This window comes from Mycobacterium marseillense (genome assembly GCF_010731675.1).
In the GTDB taxonomy this organism is placed as follows: Bacteria; Actinomycetota; Actinomycetes; order Mycobacteriales; family Mycobacteriaceae; genus Mycobacterium; species Mycobacterium marseillense.
The window spans coordinates 397,434-411,510 of the sequence record NZ_AP022584.1; the positions used below are offsets into that span (position 1 = coordinate 397,434).

Sequence of the window (14,077 nt, forward strand, 5' to 3'; positions counted from 1 at the left end):
TCAGCCACCGCCCCGCATCGGTTGATCCACGGGCGCAATGGCACTCAGATCAGGAGCCGCAACAGGTGGCGGGGGCGCGCCAGCAGGCGGGGCACCAGGCGGCGGCGGGGGAGCGACGGCGAACCCCAGCGGGTCATACGTGTAGTTCCCATACCAGGGGTCGCCCGGGGCGGGCACCAGCGGCGCATCCGGATCACCCCACCGCGTGCCGGCCAGCAGCGTCCGCTTCAGCCGCGGAATGGTCATGTCGATGACCGCGAAAACGTTGAAGTAGTCGCCCCGCACAGCGCGGTCGATGAAGTTCTGCGTGAACGGGAACGTCGGCACATAGCCCAACACGGTGCTCAGATCCGGTCCCACCTCCGCGAGCGCCTGGATCGTCGGCTCCAGGTTCTGCAGATTCTTCACCAGGTCGGCCTGGGTGTCGTTGACCAGCCGGGTGGCGGTGTTGCTGAAGACGCGCAGCTTGTCCAGCGCCGCGACGATGCGCGGGCGTTCGCGGATCAGCACGTCGAGCGCGGGCGGAATCTTGCGCAGCGCCTGGGTGATCACCTCCCGCTGGGAGGCGAACGTGCCGGCCAGCCGGTTCAGCGAATCGATCGACGCCGTGATCCTGTCGCGCTGCTGATCCAGCACGCCGACGAACTCGTCGAGCCGGGTCAACAGTTGGCGGATGTCGTTCTCGTGCCCGGACAACCCCGCGCTGAAGTTGTGCACGATGTCGCCGATCTGGCCCAGCCCACCGGAATTGAGCACCACCGACAACGCCGACAACGTCTGCTCGGTCGAGGGATACGACGACGAGCGGTCCAACGGAATCGTCGCCCCCGACTGCAGCCGCCCCCGCGCGGGCTGGCCCAGCGGGGGATTGAGCTCCACGTGCATCGACCCCAGCAGGCTGGTCTGCCCGACGGCGGCCACCGCGTTGCCCGGCACCACCACGTCGGGCTTGACCGAGACCTCGACGTCGGCGTGATCGCCCTTGACCCGCATCTTGCCGACGCTGCCCACGATGACGTCGGCCATCATCACCGGCGAATTCGATTCCAGCGTCCCGATATTGGCGATCTCGACGTGATAGACGCTCGCGTGCGGCCCGCGCCCGACCGCGCCGGGCAGCGGCAGCGAGTTCACACCCTGAAATGCGCAACCGCCGACGGCGAAGCACGCCACGAGACAAAGCCCGAGAAGCCTGGTCATGGTGGCGGCGCCCCCAGGCCGGCCGCCGCCGGTTGATCGCTCGGAGCCGGCCGCCCGTGGTCGGGCAGCAGCAGGTCCTCCACGCTGTGCGGCGTCGAATCGCCGTTGAGGCCCGTGTAGGCCGAAAACCCCGGCGGGGCCTCGGGGGGCGTCGCCGACGGCCCCTCGCCGTCGGGGGCCAAACGCGGTTCGGCGTAAATGATTTTCCCGGGCGTGGCGATCTGCTGCAGGATGATGTTCGTCGGGATGGGCAGGTAGTTGAAGTTCGCGGTTCGCATCCCCGGGCCGCCGTACTCCGCGCACAGCTTCCCCGATTCGGTCGCGGTGACGTTCGCGACGGCCCCGATGGCGTCGCACAGGAAATGCACCGGGTTGGAGAAGTTGTTGATGATGAAGCTGCCCATGGCCCCGGGGGTGTTGGGGTTATAGATGTTGTAGCCGTTGGAAAACGCGGTCGGCGCGGCGTGCAGGATGTTCTCCACATCCATCCGGTGATCGACCAGCACCTGGGTGACGTTGGTGAGCCGCTGGATCTGCTCGGCGGTCTTGTCCCGCGTTCCGGCGACGAAGCGCTGCACCTCACCCACGGCCACCGACAGATTCGACAGCGCCGCATCCAGATCCGACCGGCTGTCGTCGAGCACGGTGCTCAGCGTCGTCAGCCGGTTCTGGAATTGCACGATCTGCTGATTGCTGTCGCGCAGGGTGGTGACGAAGTGCTGCAGGTTCTTGATGATGTCGACGATGTTGCCGCTGCCGTTGGCCAGGATCCGGCTGATCCCGGACAGCTGCGCGAGGGTCTGGCGCAGCTTTTCGCCGTTGCCGTCCAGGGCGTTGGCGGCGGTGGTGATGAACCGGCTGGCCGACGTCGACGAGACGTCGCTGGCCGGTCCGAGATCGGTTGCCAGCCGGGTCAATTGCTCAGTGACCTGATCCCACTCGACGGGAATCGCGGTGCGGTCGGTGTCGATCACGGCGCCGTCGCTCATCGTGGGCCCGGCGCCGCGGTGATAGGCGGGGGTCAGCTGGACGTAGCGGGCGGCCACCAGGTTTTGCGCGACGATGATCGCCTTGGCGTTGGCCGGCACTCGCACGTGGCGGTCGACGTGCAAGACCAGCTTGGCCCGGCTGGGCTGCGGCTGCACCGAGGCCACGGTGCCGACCTTGACACCGGACACGCGAATCTGGTCGCCGGCATAGATTCCGGTCGCCGACGGGAAGTAGGCGGTGATGGTCAGCGGACGAAAGAACGTCTCGCGCACCAGGAATGCGCTGGCGACCAAGAACACTCCGGCCAACAACGCGGCGACGAGGCGGCGCGCGGTCATCGCGAACCCCCCGGAATCGCGTTGTGCGGCCACGGGAACAACGCCCGCGGCATGTTCGGGTCGTTGCGGCGGAACCCCCAGTAGTAATCGAAGAACGGCTGAATCAGCTCGGGGATCGCCAGGTTGGGCACAAAGGCGTTGTAGTAGAAGCCGTTGGACACCGACTCGCCCGAGGTGATCTCGAACTTCTTCAGGCCGGGCAGCGCCTTGGAGAGGTTGTCGCGGTTCTTTTCCAGCATGGCCGCAACGGAATTCAACCGGTCCAGGGTGGGTTCGAGCTTGGACTCGTTGTCGGCGACCAGCCCGGTCATCTCCTTAGCGACCGCGGAGACGTTGGCCAGCAGCTGGCTGATCGCGTCGCGGCGGCGGACCAGCGTTTCGAGCAGCACGTTGCCGTCGAGGATCAGCGCGTTGACCCCCTGGCTGTGCTCGGAGAGGATGCCGGTGACGTCGTTGGCGCTTTTGAGTAGCGCGTCGAGGGTTTCGCCGCGGCTGTTGATGGCTCGCGACAGTCGGGTCAGCCCGTCGAACGTCGGGCCCAGCTGCGGGGCGATCTGGTCGATGGTCGCCGAAAGCGCGTCCAGCGACTGGTTGAGCGTCTCGGTGCTGGTGGCCGCCAGGTTCGTGGTCGCCTCCGAGACGGCCTCGGTCAGCGAATACGGCGACGACGTGCGCGCCAGCGGGATGACGTCCGACGGGCGCAGCAGGCCGGTGCCGGCGGACTCCAAGGTCAGCACGCGCGCGCCCAGCAGGGAACCGGTGCGGATGTGCGCGGTGGTCAGCGGCCCGAGCCGCACCGTGCCGTTGACCCGGAAATTGACCATGGCCGCGCCGTCGTCGTCCAGCGACACCGCCGAGACCGTGCCGACGTTGACCCCGGAGACCAGGACCTTGTTGCCGGGTTCGAGCCCGCCGGCCTCGGAGAACAGCGCCTGATAGCGGACCGTCGTCGCCCAGGACACCAGCCGGTCGGGGGCCAGCCCGACGGAGACCACCAGCAGGATCAGCACCGTGCCGATGAAGCCGGATCGAATGAGGTTTGCGCCACGGTATTTCAGCATCAGGGCTCCGCGCACCTTCCCTCGGTTTGCTTGAGCCAGGGGTAGACGGCCGTGCGGCCCTGCAGATCGGTGACGCGGAACGTCAGCCCACAGATGTAGTAGTTGACGAAGCTGCCGTAGGCCCCGGTGCGGGCGAGCTTGCGGAAGTTGTGGGGCGCCCGCTGCAGCGCGTCGTCGAGGCGCCCCTCGCCCTGCTCGAGCAGGGGCGCCAGGCGGTTGAGCTGATCGACCGTTCCGGCCAGCGGCGGGCGCGCGGCGCTGAGCAGGTCGCTCACCGACGCGGTGCCGGTGGCCAGCGCCTGAATGGCGTCGCCGATCGGATCACGTTCTTGCGCAAGCTCACTGACGAGACGCTGCAGGCGCTCGATCGCCCCGGAGAACTGGCCGCCCTGGTCGGCGAGGGTGCGCACCACGGTGTTGAGGTTGTCGATCAGGCTCTCGATGGCTTTGTTCTTCTCGGCGACATCGCTGGAGAACGACGAGGTTTTCGCCAGCAGCGACTGCAGGGTCTGGCCCTGACCCTGGAACACCTGCAGCAACGCGCCGGCCAGCGCGTTGACGTCCTGCGGATTCAGCCCGCGGATAACGGGTTTCAGCCCGCCCAGCAGCAGGTCGAGGTCCAGCGAGGGCATGGTGTGGTCGATGGAGATCTGCGAGCCCGCCGCAAGTACCCGCATCGCGCCGGGCCCGATGATGAGTTCGAGATAGCGATCGCCCACCAGGTTGAGGTAGCGCACAGCCGCCCGGGTGCCGGTGGTGAGCGCGACGTCCTCGTCGGCGTCGAAGCCCACCAGCACCTTGTTGTCCGGCCGCAGCGCGACGGCGTTGACGGTGCCCACCCGAATTCCGGCCACCCGCACCGAATCTCCGGGTTTCAGTTGCGAGGCATCGATGAAGATCGCCGAGTACCGGTGGGTGGGCCCGTTGCGGAACTGGCCGAAGATGAAGAACAGGCAGGTCGTCAGCGCCAGCATCACCGCGGCGAAGATGCCGAACTTCACCACGATGCGGCCGGTGCCGGTCATCCCGGCTGCCCGATCTGCGCGGTGTTGCGGGGCGGGCCATCCAGGGGGCCGTAGAGGAACTGCTTGAGCCCGTCGGAGTTGAGCAGGATTCCTTGTTGCCCGTACTGCCACGGGTTGGCGCCGATGTCGGCGACGTCGAACGGCGGGAAAGTGTTGTAGGCAACCGGCAATTCGTGCTCACACTGCGGGCCACCCTTGGCCGCGACCTTGGGCAGGTTCTTGGGGTAGCGGTAGCGCTCGGCGCCCAGCGTGATGCCGCCCAGCACCTCGAGGCCCGGCACGGGCGTGGGCGGCTGCAGGGCCAGCGGGAACATTCCCTTGAGCGAACACGTCAACGCCTGGTGGTACTCGTTGGTCAGATCGGTCGTCGGCACCAGCAGATGCACTACCTCGGCCAGCTTTTCGCGGTTGGTGCCCAGGACGTCGTTGCCGAGGTCGGCCAGGCCGATCGAACTGATCAACAACGCGTCGAGGTTCTGCTGTTCGTCGACGAGGGTCTGGCTGATGCGCGTCGCGCGGTCCGCGACGGTGATCAGGTCGGGCGCGGCGTCGGCGTAGGCGTCCGACACGTCGGCCGTGGCCTCGATGTCGTGGCTCAAAGCGGGCAGACTCGGCTCGATCTTGCCGAGAAAGGCGTTCAGGTCGCTGAACAATTGGCCAAGGCGTGCCCCGCGTCCGTTGAGCGAGGTGGCCATCGCGCCGAGCGTCTCGTTGAGTTTGGCCGGATCGATCTTCGCCAGCACCGAGGTGAGTTGTTGGAATACCGAATTGATCTCGACGGTGACGCGGCCGGCGTCGAGCACCTGACCGGCGCGCAAGCGCTGCGGCGACGGGCTCTCCGGGGGAATCAGCTGAATGAATTTGGCGCCGAACGCCGTCGTCGCCACGATGTTGACGAGGACGTTGGCGGGGATGAGCTGCAGCCGCGACGGCTCGAGGGCCAGCCGAATGACCGCCTGCCCGTTGGGCGAATCCTCGATGGCGGCCACGGTGCCCACCGGCGCACCGTGCAGCTTGACCTTGGCGCCCGGGTTCATCATCAGACCGGACCGCCCGGCCATCACGGTCACCGGCACGCTCGTGGTGAAGCCGCCGCGAAACTGCGTCACCGCCAGGCCGATGATCGCGGCGCCGACGATCACGGTCATTACTCCCGCCAGCGGGCGCGCGTAGCGGAACGTGGTCCGCCGCTCGGCGGTGGCCGGCGGGTCCGCCGACGGCGGTCGGTGCCCGGCCGGGAGCGCCTGGAAACTGGTCACCTACGCCCCTTCGCCGCAGGAACGCCCCGGGCGGCCGCACGAAATAGCCGGTGCGGCAACGGAAGTCGCATGGACATGCCGGCTACAGACCCCCATAACGCTGTCCCGATCCATCGTCATTCCAAGCCAACCGGTCCGCGGTGTGATACAAATCTCACGTAGTAGCGAGCAGAACGATACATCCGCATTACTAGAACTTCAATACTGGTCAGCGCGAGAGTGTCGTTCTACGCTGGCCACGGCTGAAGCGTCACCGGAGGAGCGATGTGACCGGTATTCGTGTGGTCGCGCCCGAGTTGGCGCGACGCTACGAGGAGCAGGGCTGGTGGACCCCGGACACGCTCGGGGACCTGCTGGCCCGCGGCCTCAAAGACAACCAGGACACCACGTTTCGCGTCCACTCGTCGATGCACCCGTTCACCGGCACGTTCGGCGACGTCGAGCGGATGGCCCGCCGGCTCGCGGCCGGCCTGCGGGCGCGCGGCGTCGGCCCCGGCGACGTGGTTGCGTTCCAGCTGCCGAACTGGGTGGAGGCGGCGGTCACCTTCTGGGCGTCGGCATTCCTGTCCGCCGTCGTCGTCCCGATCGTCCACTTCTACGGGCCCAAGGAATTGCGCTACATCCTCTCGAGCGTCCGGCCGCGGGTCTTCATTACCGCGGAGGGGTTCGGGCGGATGACCTACGCGCCCGAGGTCTGCGCCGACGTGCCGACCGTCGCGCTGGTGGGTGAAAGCTTTGACGAACTGCTGGCCGACGAACCGATGGCCGGCACGCTGGGGGCCGATCCCGCCGGCCCCGCGCTGATCGCGTTCACGTCGGGCACCACCAGCAACCCCAAAGGCGTGATCCACAGCCATCAGACGCTGGGTTTCGAAACGCGCCAACTGCTGTCGAATTATCCGCCGGGCCGCAAGCGCCAACTCACCGCGCTGCCCGTCGGGCACTTCATCGGCATGCTCGGCGCGTTTCTGATCCCGGTGCTCGACGGGTCGCCGATCGACCTCTGCGACGTCTGGGACCCGGATCGCGCGATCGACCTGATGGACACCGACGGCGTCGCGCTGGGCGGGGGACCCCCCTACTTCGTCACCAGCCTCCTCGATCACCCCCGGTTCACCGCCGAGCACCTGCGCTTCATCACGCACATCGGCCTCGGCGGATCCACCGTCCCGGCCGCGGTCACCCGGCGCCTGGCCGACCTCGGGATCCTCGTCACCCGCTCCTACGGCAGCTCCGAACACCCGTCGATCACCGGTTCGCACTACACCGCGCCCGAGGATAAGCGGCTCTTCACCGACGGCAACGCGCGCACGGGCGTCGAGGTCCGCCTGGCCGACGACGGCGAAATACTGTCGCGCGGACCGGATTTGTTCATCGGATACACCGACCCCGCGCTCACCGCCCGCGCCTTCGACGAGGAGGGCTGGTACCACACCGGCGACATCGGGGTCATGGACGACGACGGCTATCTGACCATCACCGACCGCAAGTCCGACATCATCATCCGCGGCGGCGAGAACATCAGCGCCCTGGAAGTCGAGGAGGTGTTGCTCGGGATGCCCGCGGTCGCCGAGGCGGTCGTGGTCTCCGCCCCGGACGCGCGGCTCGGCGAGCACGCCGCGGCGGTGCTGCGCATCAAGGCCGGGCACGTCATGCCCACCCTGGACGACGTCCGCGCGCACTTCGAGCGCGCCGGGGTGGCCAAGCAGAAATGGCCCGAATCGCTGCACCAGGTGGACGACTATCCGCGCACCGCCAGCGGCAAGGTGCAGAAGTACGTTGTCCGCCAAAGCATTCGGGACAGGGCCGCGGAATTGGGGTAGCGGCGCCCGGACGGGCGGCCGCTCCAGCCCATTCGCACATGAGAGTTGAATATCTGGCAAAAGAAGAATATCGTTCTACCGTCACCTGATCTTTAGGAGTGGGCGTGGCGATAGTCGCGGAACGGCGGACCTATGTCGCGGGCAGTTGGGTCACCGGCGATGACGTGGTCAGCGTCGAAAACCCCGCCGATGAAAGCCACGTCGCCGACGTCACCGTGACACCGCTGCCCGAGGTGGCGCGGGCGATCGCCGAGGCGCGCCGCAGTTTCGACGGCGGCGTGTGGGCCGACTTGGCGCCCGGCGAGCGGGCGCGGGTGCTGCACGCGTTCATCGATCACGTCGAATCGGCCCGCGACACCCTGGTGCCCACCCTGGTCGCCGAGGCTGGCCAGTCGACGTTCTTCGCCGAGATGACGCAACTGCGCGCGGGTGCGGCCATCGCGCGCCAAACCATCGATCTCTACCTGTCGATGGCCCATGAGGAAGCCAGCCCGGTGCCCGTCGACGACCTGGTGCGCGGGCGGGTCGCTTTGAGCGTTCGGCGCCACGAACCCGTCGGGGTGGTGGCGGCCATCACGCCGTACAACGCGGCGCTGATCATGGGCTTTCAGAAGCTGATTCCCGCGCTGATGGCGGGCAATTCGGTGATCCTGCGCCCCAGCCCGCTCACCCCGATCTCGTCGCTGATCTTCGGCGCGGCCGCCGACGCGGCCGGCCTGCCGCCTGGCGTGCTGAGCGTCGTCGTCGAATCCGGCATCGCCGGGGCCGAACTTCTTACCAGCGACCCGGGCGTGGACATGGTGTCGTTCACCGGCTCGACGCTGGCGGGCCGCAAGATCCTCGCTCAGGCGGCGCCGACCGTCAAACGGGTGTCGCTGGAACTCGGCGGTAAGTCGGCGCAGATCTACCTGCCCGACGCCGTGCACCGCGTCGCCGGCGGCGCGATGATCGTGGTGCTGTCCACCGCCGGACAGGCGTGCGTGGCCGCCACCAGAATGCTTGTGCCGCAGGACAAAAAGGACGAGGTGCTCGACGCGGTGAGTGGGGCCTACGGGTCGATCAAGGTGGGCCCGCCCAGCGACGAGTCGGCCATGATGGGCCCGGTCATCAGCGCCGCCCAGCGCGACAAGTGCGAGCAATACGTCAAGCTGGCCGAGGAGCACGGCGGCAAGGTGTTCTGCGGCGGCGGGCGCCCGGCCGGCCTGGACCGTGGCTACTTCTTCGAACCCACCGTGCTCGACCTGCCCAGCAACGCCAATCCGGCGGCGCAGGAAGAGATCTTCGGCCCGATCATCGGCGTGCTGGGCTACCGCGACATCGACGACGCGGTGGCCATCGCCAACGACAGCATCTACGGCCTGTCCGGCCAGGTGTACGGCGCCGACGCGGCGGCCGCCGTGGCGGTGGCGCGCCGGCTGCGCACCGGCGCGGTCAACGTCAACACCAGCGTCTTCTCCGCCTACGCGCCGAGCGGGGGCTACAAGCAGAGCGGGCTGGGCCGCGAACGCGGCCCGGACGGCATCCGCGAATTCCAGGAGGTCAAGCACATGTCGATAGGGGAGCTGAAATGAGCCCAGAAACCAACGGACACAAGACCTACGACCTGAATTGGCTGATCTCGGTCGACGACCACATCCTCGAGCCGCCGAACCTGTGGGTCGACCGGGTGGCCGCCAAGGACCGCGACCGCGCGCCGCACATGGAAGTTGACGACTCCGGCATGGACGTCTGGGTCTACGACGGCAAGAGGATGCCCAGCTCCGGCCTGAGCGCCGTGGTCGGCAAGTCCAAGGAGGAGTTCAGCCCCGAGCCGCTGAATTATTCGGAGATGCGGCCGGGCTGCTACGACGCCAAGGCGCGCATCGAGGACATGGACCGCTCCGGTGTGCTTGCGTCGCTGTGCTTTCCGACCCTGCCCCGGTTCTGCGGGCAGCTGTTCATGGAGGCCAGCGACCGTGAGTTCGGTTTCCAGTGCCTGCAGATCTACAACGACTGGCTGGTGGAGGAATGGTGTGGCGTGGCGCCGGGGCGCTACATCCCGCTGATGCTGATCCCGATGTGGGACCCCAAGCTCGCCGTCACCGAGATGGAGCGGATGGCGGCCAAGGGCGTGACAGCCTTCGCCTTCTCCGAGAACCCGGAACCGTTGGGGCTGCCCACCATCCACGATGCCGACCACTACTGGGATCCGGTCATGGCGGCGGCCAACGAGCTCGAGATGGTGGCGAGCATGCACGTCGGCTCGTCGTCTCAGCTGCCCAGGATCTGCAACGACGCGCCCTTCATGGCCAACCTCACCTGGGGTGCCACGCGGACGTCGGGAACCATGCTGTCCTGGCTCTTCAGCGGGTTGTTCCAGCGTTACCCGAACCTGAAAATCGCGCTGTCCGAAGGCGAAGTCGGCTGGATGCCGTACTTCCTGGAGCGCGCCGAGCAGGTGCTCGACAAGCAGCGCTACTGGGTGAAGCGCGGGACCAAGTTCATGGGCCACGCGGGTAACGAAGCCGACCTGGACACCCTCGACATCCGGGAGACCTTCCGCAATCACATTTTTGGCTGCATCATCGAGGACCGCCACGCCATCAAGAGTCTGGACGAGATCGGTGAGGACAACGTCATGTGCGAGACGGACTATCCGCACTCGGACTCCACCTGGCCGGACTGTATCGACGTCGCCCGCGACACGATGAAGGACCTGCCGGAGAACGTGCAGTACAAGTTGTTGCGCGGCAACGCCGAACGGCTGTATCGGTTCACGCCGGCCGAGCCCCCCGTCCTGGCGAGCGCCTGATGGCCGGTGTGCTCGACGGCAAGAGCGCCATCGTCACCGGCGCCGGCTCCGGGGTGGGCCGGGTGTCGGCGTGCAGGTTCGCCGACGAGGGCGCGCGCGTGGTGGCGGCTGACATCGACGTCGACCACGCGAAAGACACGGTGCGCCAGATCGAATCGGCCGGTGGCACCGCCATCGCCGTGGGAGTCGACGTCGCCGACGAACAACAGGTCCAGGCGATGATCGCGGCCGCCGTCGATCAGTACGGCCGGCTCGACATCCTGTTCAACAACGTCGGCATCCCGACGCCGCGCCTCGGCATGATCTTCGAGGACCACACTCTTGAGGACTTCAACCGCTTGGTCGCGGTCAACCTCGGCGGGGTGTTCCTCGGAACCAAGTACGCGGTGTTGCGCTTCAAGGAGCAGGGTTCCGGTGGCGTGATTCTCAACACCGCGTCGGTGGCCGGCCTGGTCGGCTGGGGCGGCTCGGTGTACGGCGCCACCAAGGGCGGGGTCATCCAACTCACCCGGGCGGTCGCAATCGAGGCCGCTCCCTTCGGGATTCGCGTCAACGCCATCTGCCCGGCCGCCATGCCGCTGACCGGTTTCATGGCGGCGGGCGGACTGAAGGTCGACGCGGAGCAGCAGGCGGCGATCGCCGAATCGGTCGGCGGCCAGCATCCGCTCGGGCGCGCCATCACCGCCGAGGACTGCGCCGAGGCGGCGCTGTATCTGGTCAGCGACGCATCCCGCAACGTCACCGGGGTGGCGTTGCCCGTCGACGGTGGGTTCGTGGCGAAATGACTAGTCAGGTTGGGGGGCCCGCCTTAGACCGCGATCGGCTGCGGGAGCTGTTCGACCTGCGTAGCTCCTACAACGCTTGGGCCGGTGGCGCGTACGAGCAGGATCCGTATCCGGTGTGGCACCGGCTGCGCGAGGAGGGTCCGGTGCTGCCCGGCATCCTGCATGAGCTGACCGGCAGCACCGACATGATGTTCTTCCACGGGCTGCCCTATCCGGACAGCCCGCACTTCACCGTGTTCGACTACGACACCTGCATGGTCGCCTACCGCCACCCGGAGATATTCGCGTCGTCCCCGGACCCCGTCGACCTCGAGAACGGCCCGCTGGGCCTGACCAACAGCATGCTGTCGATGAACGGCGAGCAGCACCGGCGCTATCGCGCGCTGGTGCAGCCGTCGTTCCTGCCGGCGAACGGCAAGTGGTGGATTGACAATTGGATCTCCGAGACGGTGGACCTGCTGGTCGACGGACTCGTCCACGAGGGGCGCGCCGAACTCAACGTCGACTTCTGCGCGGCCATCCCGGTGCTCACCATCACCGGTAGTTTCGGCGTGCCCGTCGAGCAGGCCCTCGACATCCGCGAGGCGCTGGCGCGGGATCCGCAGAAGGTGGTCGACCTGCTCAAGCCGGTGATCGCCGCGCGCCGCGAGGAGCCCCGCGACGACCTGATCAGCGTCCTCGTCCAGGCCGAGCTCACCGACGAGAACGGCGTCACCGACCGGCTCACCGACCGCGAAATCGATTCCTTCGTGCTGCTTTTGCTCGGCGCGGGCTCGGGCACCACGTGGAAGCAGATGGGCACCACGCTCACGACGCTGTTGCAGCGCCCCGAACTCCTCGAGGCGGTGCGCGCCGACCGTTCGCTATTGCGGCCGGCCATCGAGGAGGCGATCCGGTGGCTGCCGACCGACCCGATGTTCTCCCGCTGGGTCATGGCCGACACCGAGCTGGCCGGCGTCCCGATCCCCGCCGGGTCCGTCGTGCACCTCGCATTGGGCGCCGCAAACCGGGACCCCGCGCGGTGGGAGCGCCCCGACGAGTACGACATCACCCGAAAGTTCAAGCCGTCGTTGGGTTTCGGGCAGGGCGCACACATCTGCCTCGGCATGCACGTGGCCCGCGCCGAGATGACCATCGCGATCTCGGCGCTGCTCGACCGGCTGCCCAACCTGCGCCTGGACCCCGACGCGGAGCCGCCGCGATTTGTCGGGATGTACGAGCGCGGGGCGACCGCGATCCCGGTGGTGTTCGATGTCTGACTACACGCAGCCCGACCTGACCCTGATCGGTGAGGACCACGTGCGCGCCTACCGGGAGACCGGCGGCGAGACCGGCTATCTGTGGAACGGCGTGCCCACCCTGCTGCTCACCGTGACCGGCCGTCGCACCGGGCGCCAACTGACCTCGGCGCTGATCTTCGGCCGCGACGGCGACGACTATCTGGTGGTGGCCTCGATGGGCGGCGCGCCCATGCACCCGTCGTGGTACGTGAATCTGCAGGCCAATCCCGCGGCCCGCATTCAGGTCCGGGGCGACGAACTCGCGGTCGTGGCGCGCACCGCGTCGGCCGCCGAGAAGCCGCGGCTGTGGAAGATCATGACCGATCAGTGGCCCAACTACGACGTCTACCAGTCCCGGACCGAGCGCGAGATTCCCGTCGTTATCCTCAGACCCGCATGAGCACGGCTAGCATTTCTTCGGTGTCACGTGCTGAAGAACGGGCCGCGGAGCGGTCGGCGGCGGTGCAGCGTTCGCGCGAGCGCATCGCCAACCAAGTCAGGCTGATGCTCGACGCCGCCCTGCGGCTGATTCGGGAAAAGGGCGACAGTTTCACCACCCAGGAACTGGTCAAAGAGGCCGGCGTCGCGCTGCAGACCTTCTACCGCTACTTCGCCACCAAGGACGAGCTGCTGCTCGCGGTGATCGCCGACGCGATGACCGACGCCTGCGCCCGCTGGGCGGACGCCGCCCGCGACCTGCCCGATCCGGTCGCGCGGCTGCGCTTCTACGTCACCGCGGTCATCGAGGTGCTCGACAGCGAGGGCGGCGACGGCGGCACCGCGAAGTTCGTCGTCTCGACGCACTGGCGGCTGCACCGCATCTTCCCCGACGAACTCGCCGAAGCCGAGAAGCCGTTCGTGGATCTGCTCCTCGGGGAGATCAACGCGGGAATCGAGGCCGGGTTGCTGGCGCCGGCGGACCCGGAATGGGCCGCGTGGTTCGTCGCCGAACTGGTGCGGTCGGTGTATCACTACTACGCCTACGCGCCGCGCCAGGTCGACGTGAAAGAGCAACTGTGGCAGTTCTGCCTGACCGCCTTGGGCGGGACAACACGCAAGTCGCGCGGTAGCCGATCGAAATAGAGGTACGTCATGCCCCATGCCAAACCCGACGAACTGCCCAGCGGTGGAGGGGGACGGTGGCCGTTGGCCGGCGACAACTTCCGGTCGGTGCAGTGGGGCGACATGGAGGTCGGCTACACGACGACCGGGCCGCTGGATTGCACGCAGCTCTATCAGGTCGGCGGGCTTCCCGGCGGCGTATGCCCCTGTCCGCATTACGGATTCATCTTCGAAGGGACAATCCGCGCGACCTATCCGAACACCGACTGGCCCGACGAGACGGCGACCGCCGGCGAGGTGTATTTCTTTCCGGCCGGCCACATCCTGATCTATCCGGAGCGGACGCGGGCACTCGAGTTGAACCCGGCGTTCGCGCTGCAGCAGTGCATGGACGCGATGCAACGGGCCGGGCAGTCATGACGACCTCACCGGCCGCACCGGCCACGGGGCGGAAGGCATGTGA

General features: G+C 67.6%; 13 protein-coding genes. 8 read left to right on the forward strand and 5 right to left on the reverse strand.

Translation table 11 applies throughout. The features are described from left to right. From G6N26_RS01730 to G6N26_RS01750, 5 genes are read right to left on the reverse strand one after another with little or no spacing between them, the layout of a single operon-like run. Positions 1–1,200 carry an MCE family protein gene (locus G6N26_RS01730; protein WP_083017636.1) on the reverse strand — a complete coding sequence of 400 codons (1,200 nt, stop codon included), beginning with the start codon at positions 1,198–1,200 and terminating at the stop codon, positions 1–3. Next, the gene (locus G6N26_RS01735) at positions 1,197–2,528 is read right to left on the reverse strand and encodes an MCE family protein (protein ID WP_083017784.1); all 1,332 of its coding nucleotides are present in this window, start codon (positions 2,526–2,528) and stop codon (positions 1,197–1,199) included. The genes G6N26_RS01730 and G6N26_RS01735 overlap by 4 nt, the downstream gene beginning before the upstream one ends. Beyond that, entirely contained in the window at positions 2,525–3,589 is a 1,065-nt protein-coding gene (locus tag G6N26_RS01740) for an MCE family protein (protein WP_083017781.1), read from the reverse strand. The genes G6N26_RS01735 and G6N26_RS01740 overlap by 4 nt, the downstream gene beginning before the upstream one ends. Next, positions 3,589–4,614 (reverse strand): MCE family protein, encoded by a 1,026-nt coding sequence (locus G6N26_RS01745; protein WP_083017634.1) that lies wholly within the window; start codon positions 4,612–4,614, stop codon positions 3,589–3,591. Before G6N26_RS01745 ends, G6N26_RS01740 begins: the two co-directional genes overlap by 1 nt. Continuing rightward, entirely contained in the window at positions 4,611–5,762 is a 1,152-nt protein-coding gene (locus tag G6N26_RS01750) for an MCE family protein (protein ID WP_232067634.1), read from the reverse strand. The genes G6N26_RS01745 and G6N26_RS01750 overlap by 4 nt, the downstream gene beginning before the upstream one ends. Positions 5,763–6,139: 377 nt before the next feature. Between G6N26_RS01750 and G6N26_RS01755 the strand changes: the two genes are divergently transcribed. The 8 genes from G6N26_RS01755 to G6N26_RS01790 all read left to right on the forward strand — a co-directional run bounded on the left by G6N26_RS01755 (position 6,140) and on the right by G6N26_RS01790 (position 14,034). After that, a complete protein-coding gene (locus tag G6N26_RS01755; RefSeq protein ID WP_083017630.1) occupies positions 6,140–7,696 on the forward strand; it encodes an AMP-binding protein in 1,557 nt (518 codons plus the stop codon). Between the two features lie 104 nt (positions 7,697–7,800). Beyond that, positions 7,801–9,267: an aldehyde dehydrogenase family protein gene (locus tag G6N26_RS01760; RefSeq protein WP_083017779.1), complete on the forward strand. Its 1,467-nt coding sequence runs from the start codon at positions 7,801–7,803 to the stop codon at positions 9,265–9,267. Continuing rightward, positions 9,264–10,487 (forward strand): amidohydrolase family protein, encoded by a 1,224-nt coding sequence (locus G6N26_RS01765; RefSeq protein WP_067172280.1) that lies wholly within the window; start codon positions 9,264–9,266, stop codon positions 10,485–10,487. Before G6N26_RS01760 ends, G6N26_RS01765 begins: the two co-directional genes overlap by 4 nt. Next, positions 10,487–11,272, forward strand: coding sequence for an SDR family NAD(P)-dependent oxidoreductase (locus G6N26_RS01770; RefSeq protein ID WP_067172282.1), 786 nt, complete (start codon positions 10,487–10,489; stop codon positions 11,270–11,272). Before G6N26_RS01765 ends, G6N26_RS01770 begins: the two co-directional genes overlap by 1 nt. After that, on the forward strand, positions 11,269–12,531 hold the full coding sequence (locus tag G6N26_RS01775) for a cytochrome P450 (protein WP_067172284.1): 1,263 nt from the start codon (positions 11,269–11,271) through the stop codon (positions 12,529–12,531). The genes G6N26_RS01770 and G6N26_RS01775 overlap by 4 nt, the downstream gene beginning before the upstream one ends. Next, the gene (locus G6N26_RS01780; RefSeq protein WP_083017628.1) at positions 12,524–12,952 is read left to right on the forward strand and encodes a nitroreductase family deazaflavin-dependent oxidoreductase; all 429 of its coding nucleotides are present in this window, start codon (positions 12,524–12,526) and stop codon (positions 12,950–12,952) included. Before G6N26_RS01775 ends, G6N26_RS01780 begins: the two co-directional genes overlap by 8 nt. A 62-nt stretch (positions 12,953–13,014) precedes the next feature. After that, the gene (locus tag G6N26_RS01785; RefSeq protein ID WP_083017626.1) at positions 13,015–13,635 is read left to right on the forward strand and encodes a TetR/AcrR family transcriptional regulator; all 621 of its coding nucleotides are present in this window, start codon (positions 13,015–13,017) and stop codon (positions 13,633–13,635) included. Between the two features lie 102 nt (positions 13,636–13,737). Further along, positions 13,738–14,034, forward strand: a complete 297-nt coding sequence (locus G6N26_RS01790; RefSeq protein WP_083017777.1) for a cupin domain-containing protein — start codon at positions 13,738–13,740, stop codon at positions 14,032–14,034. Positions 14,035–14,077 lie beyond the last annotated feature (43 nt).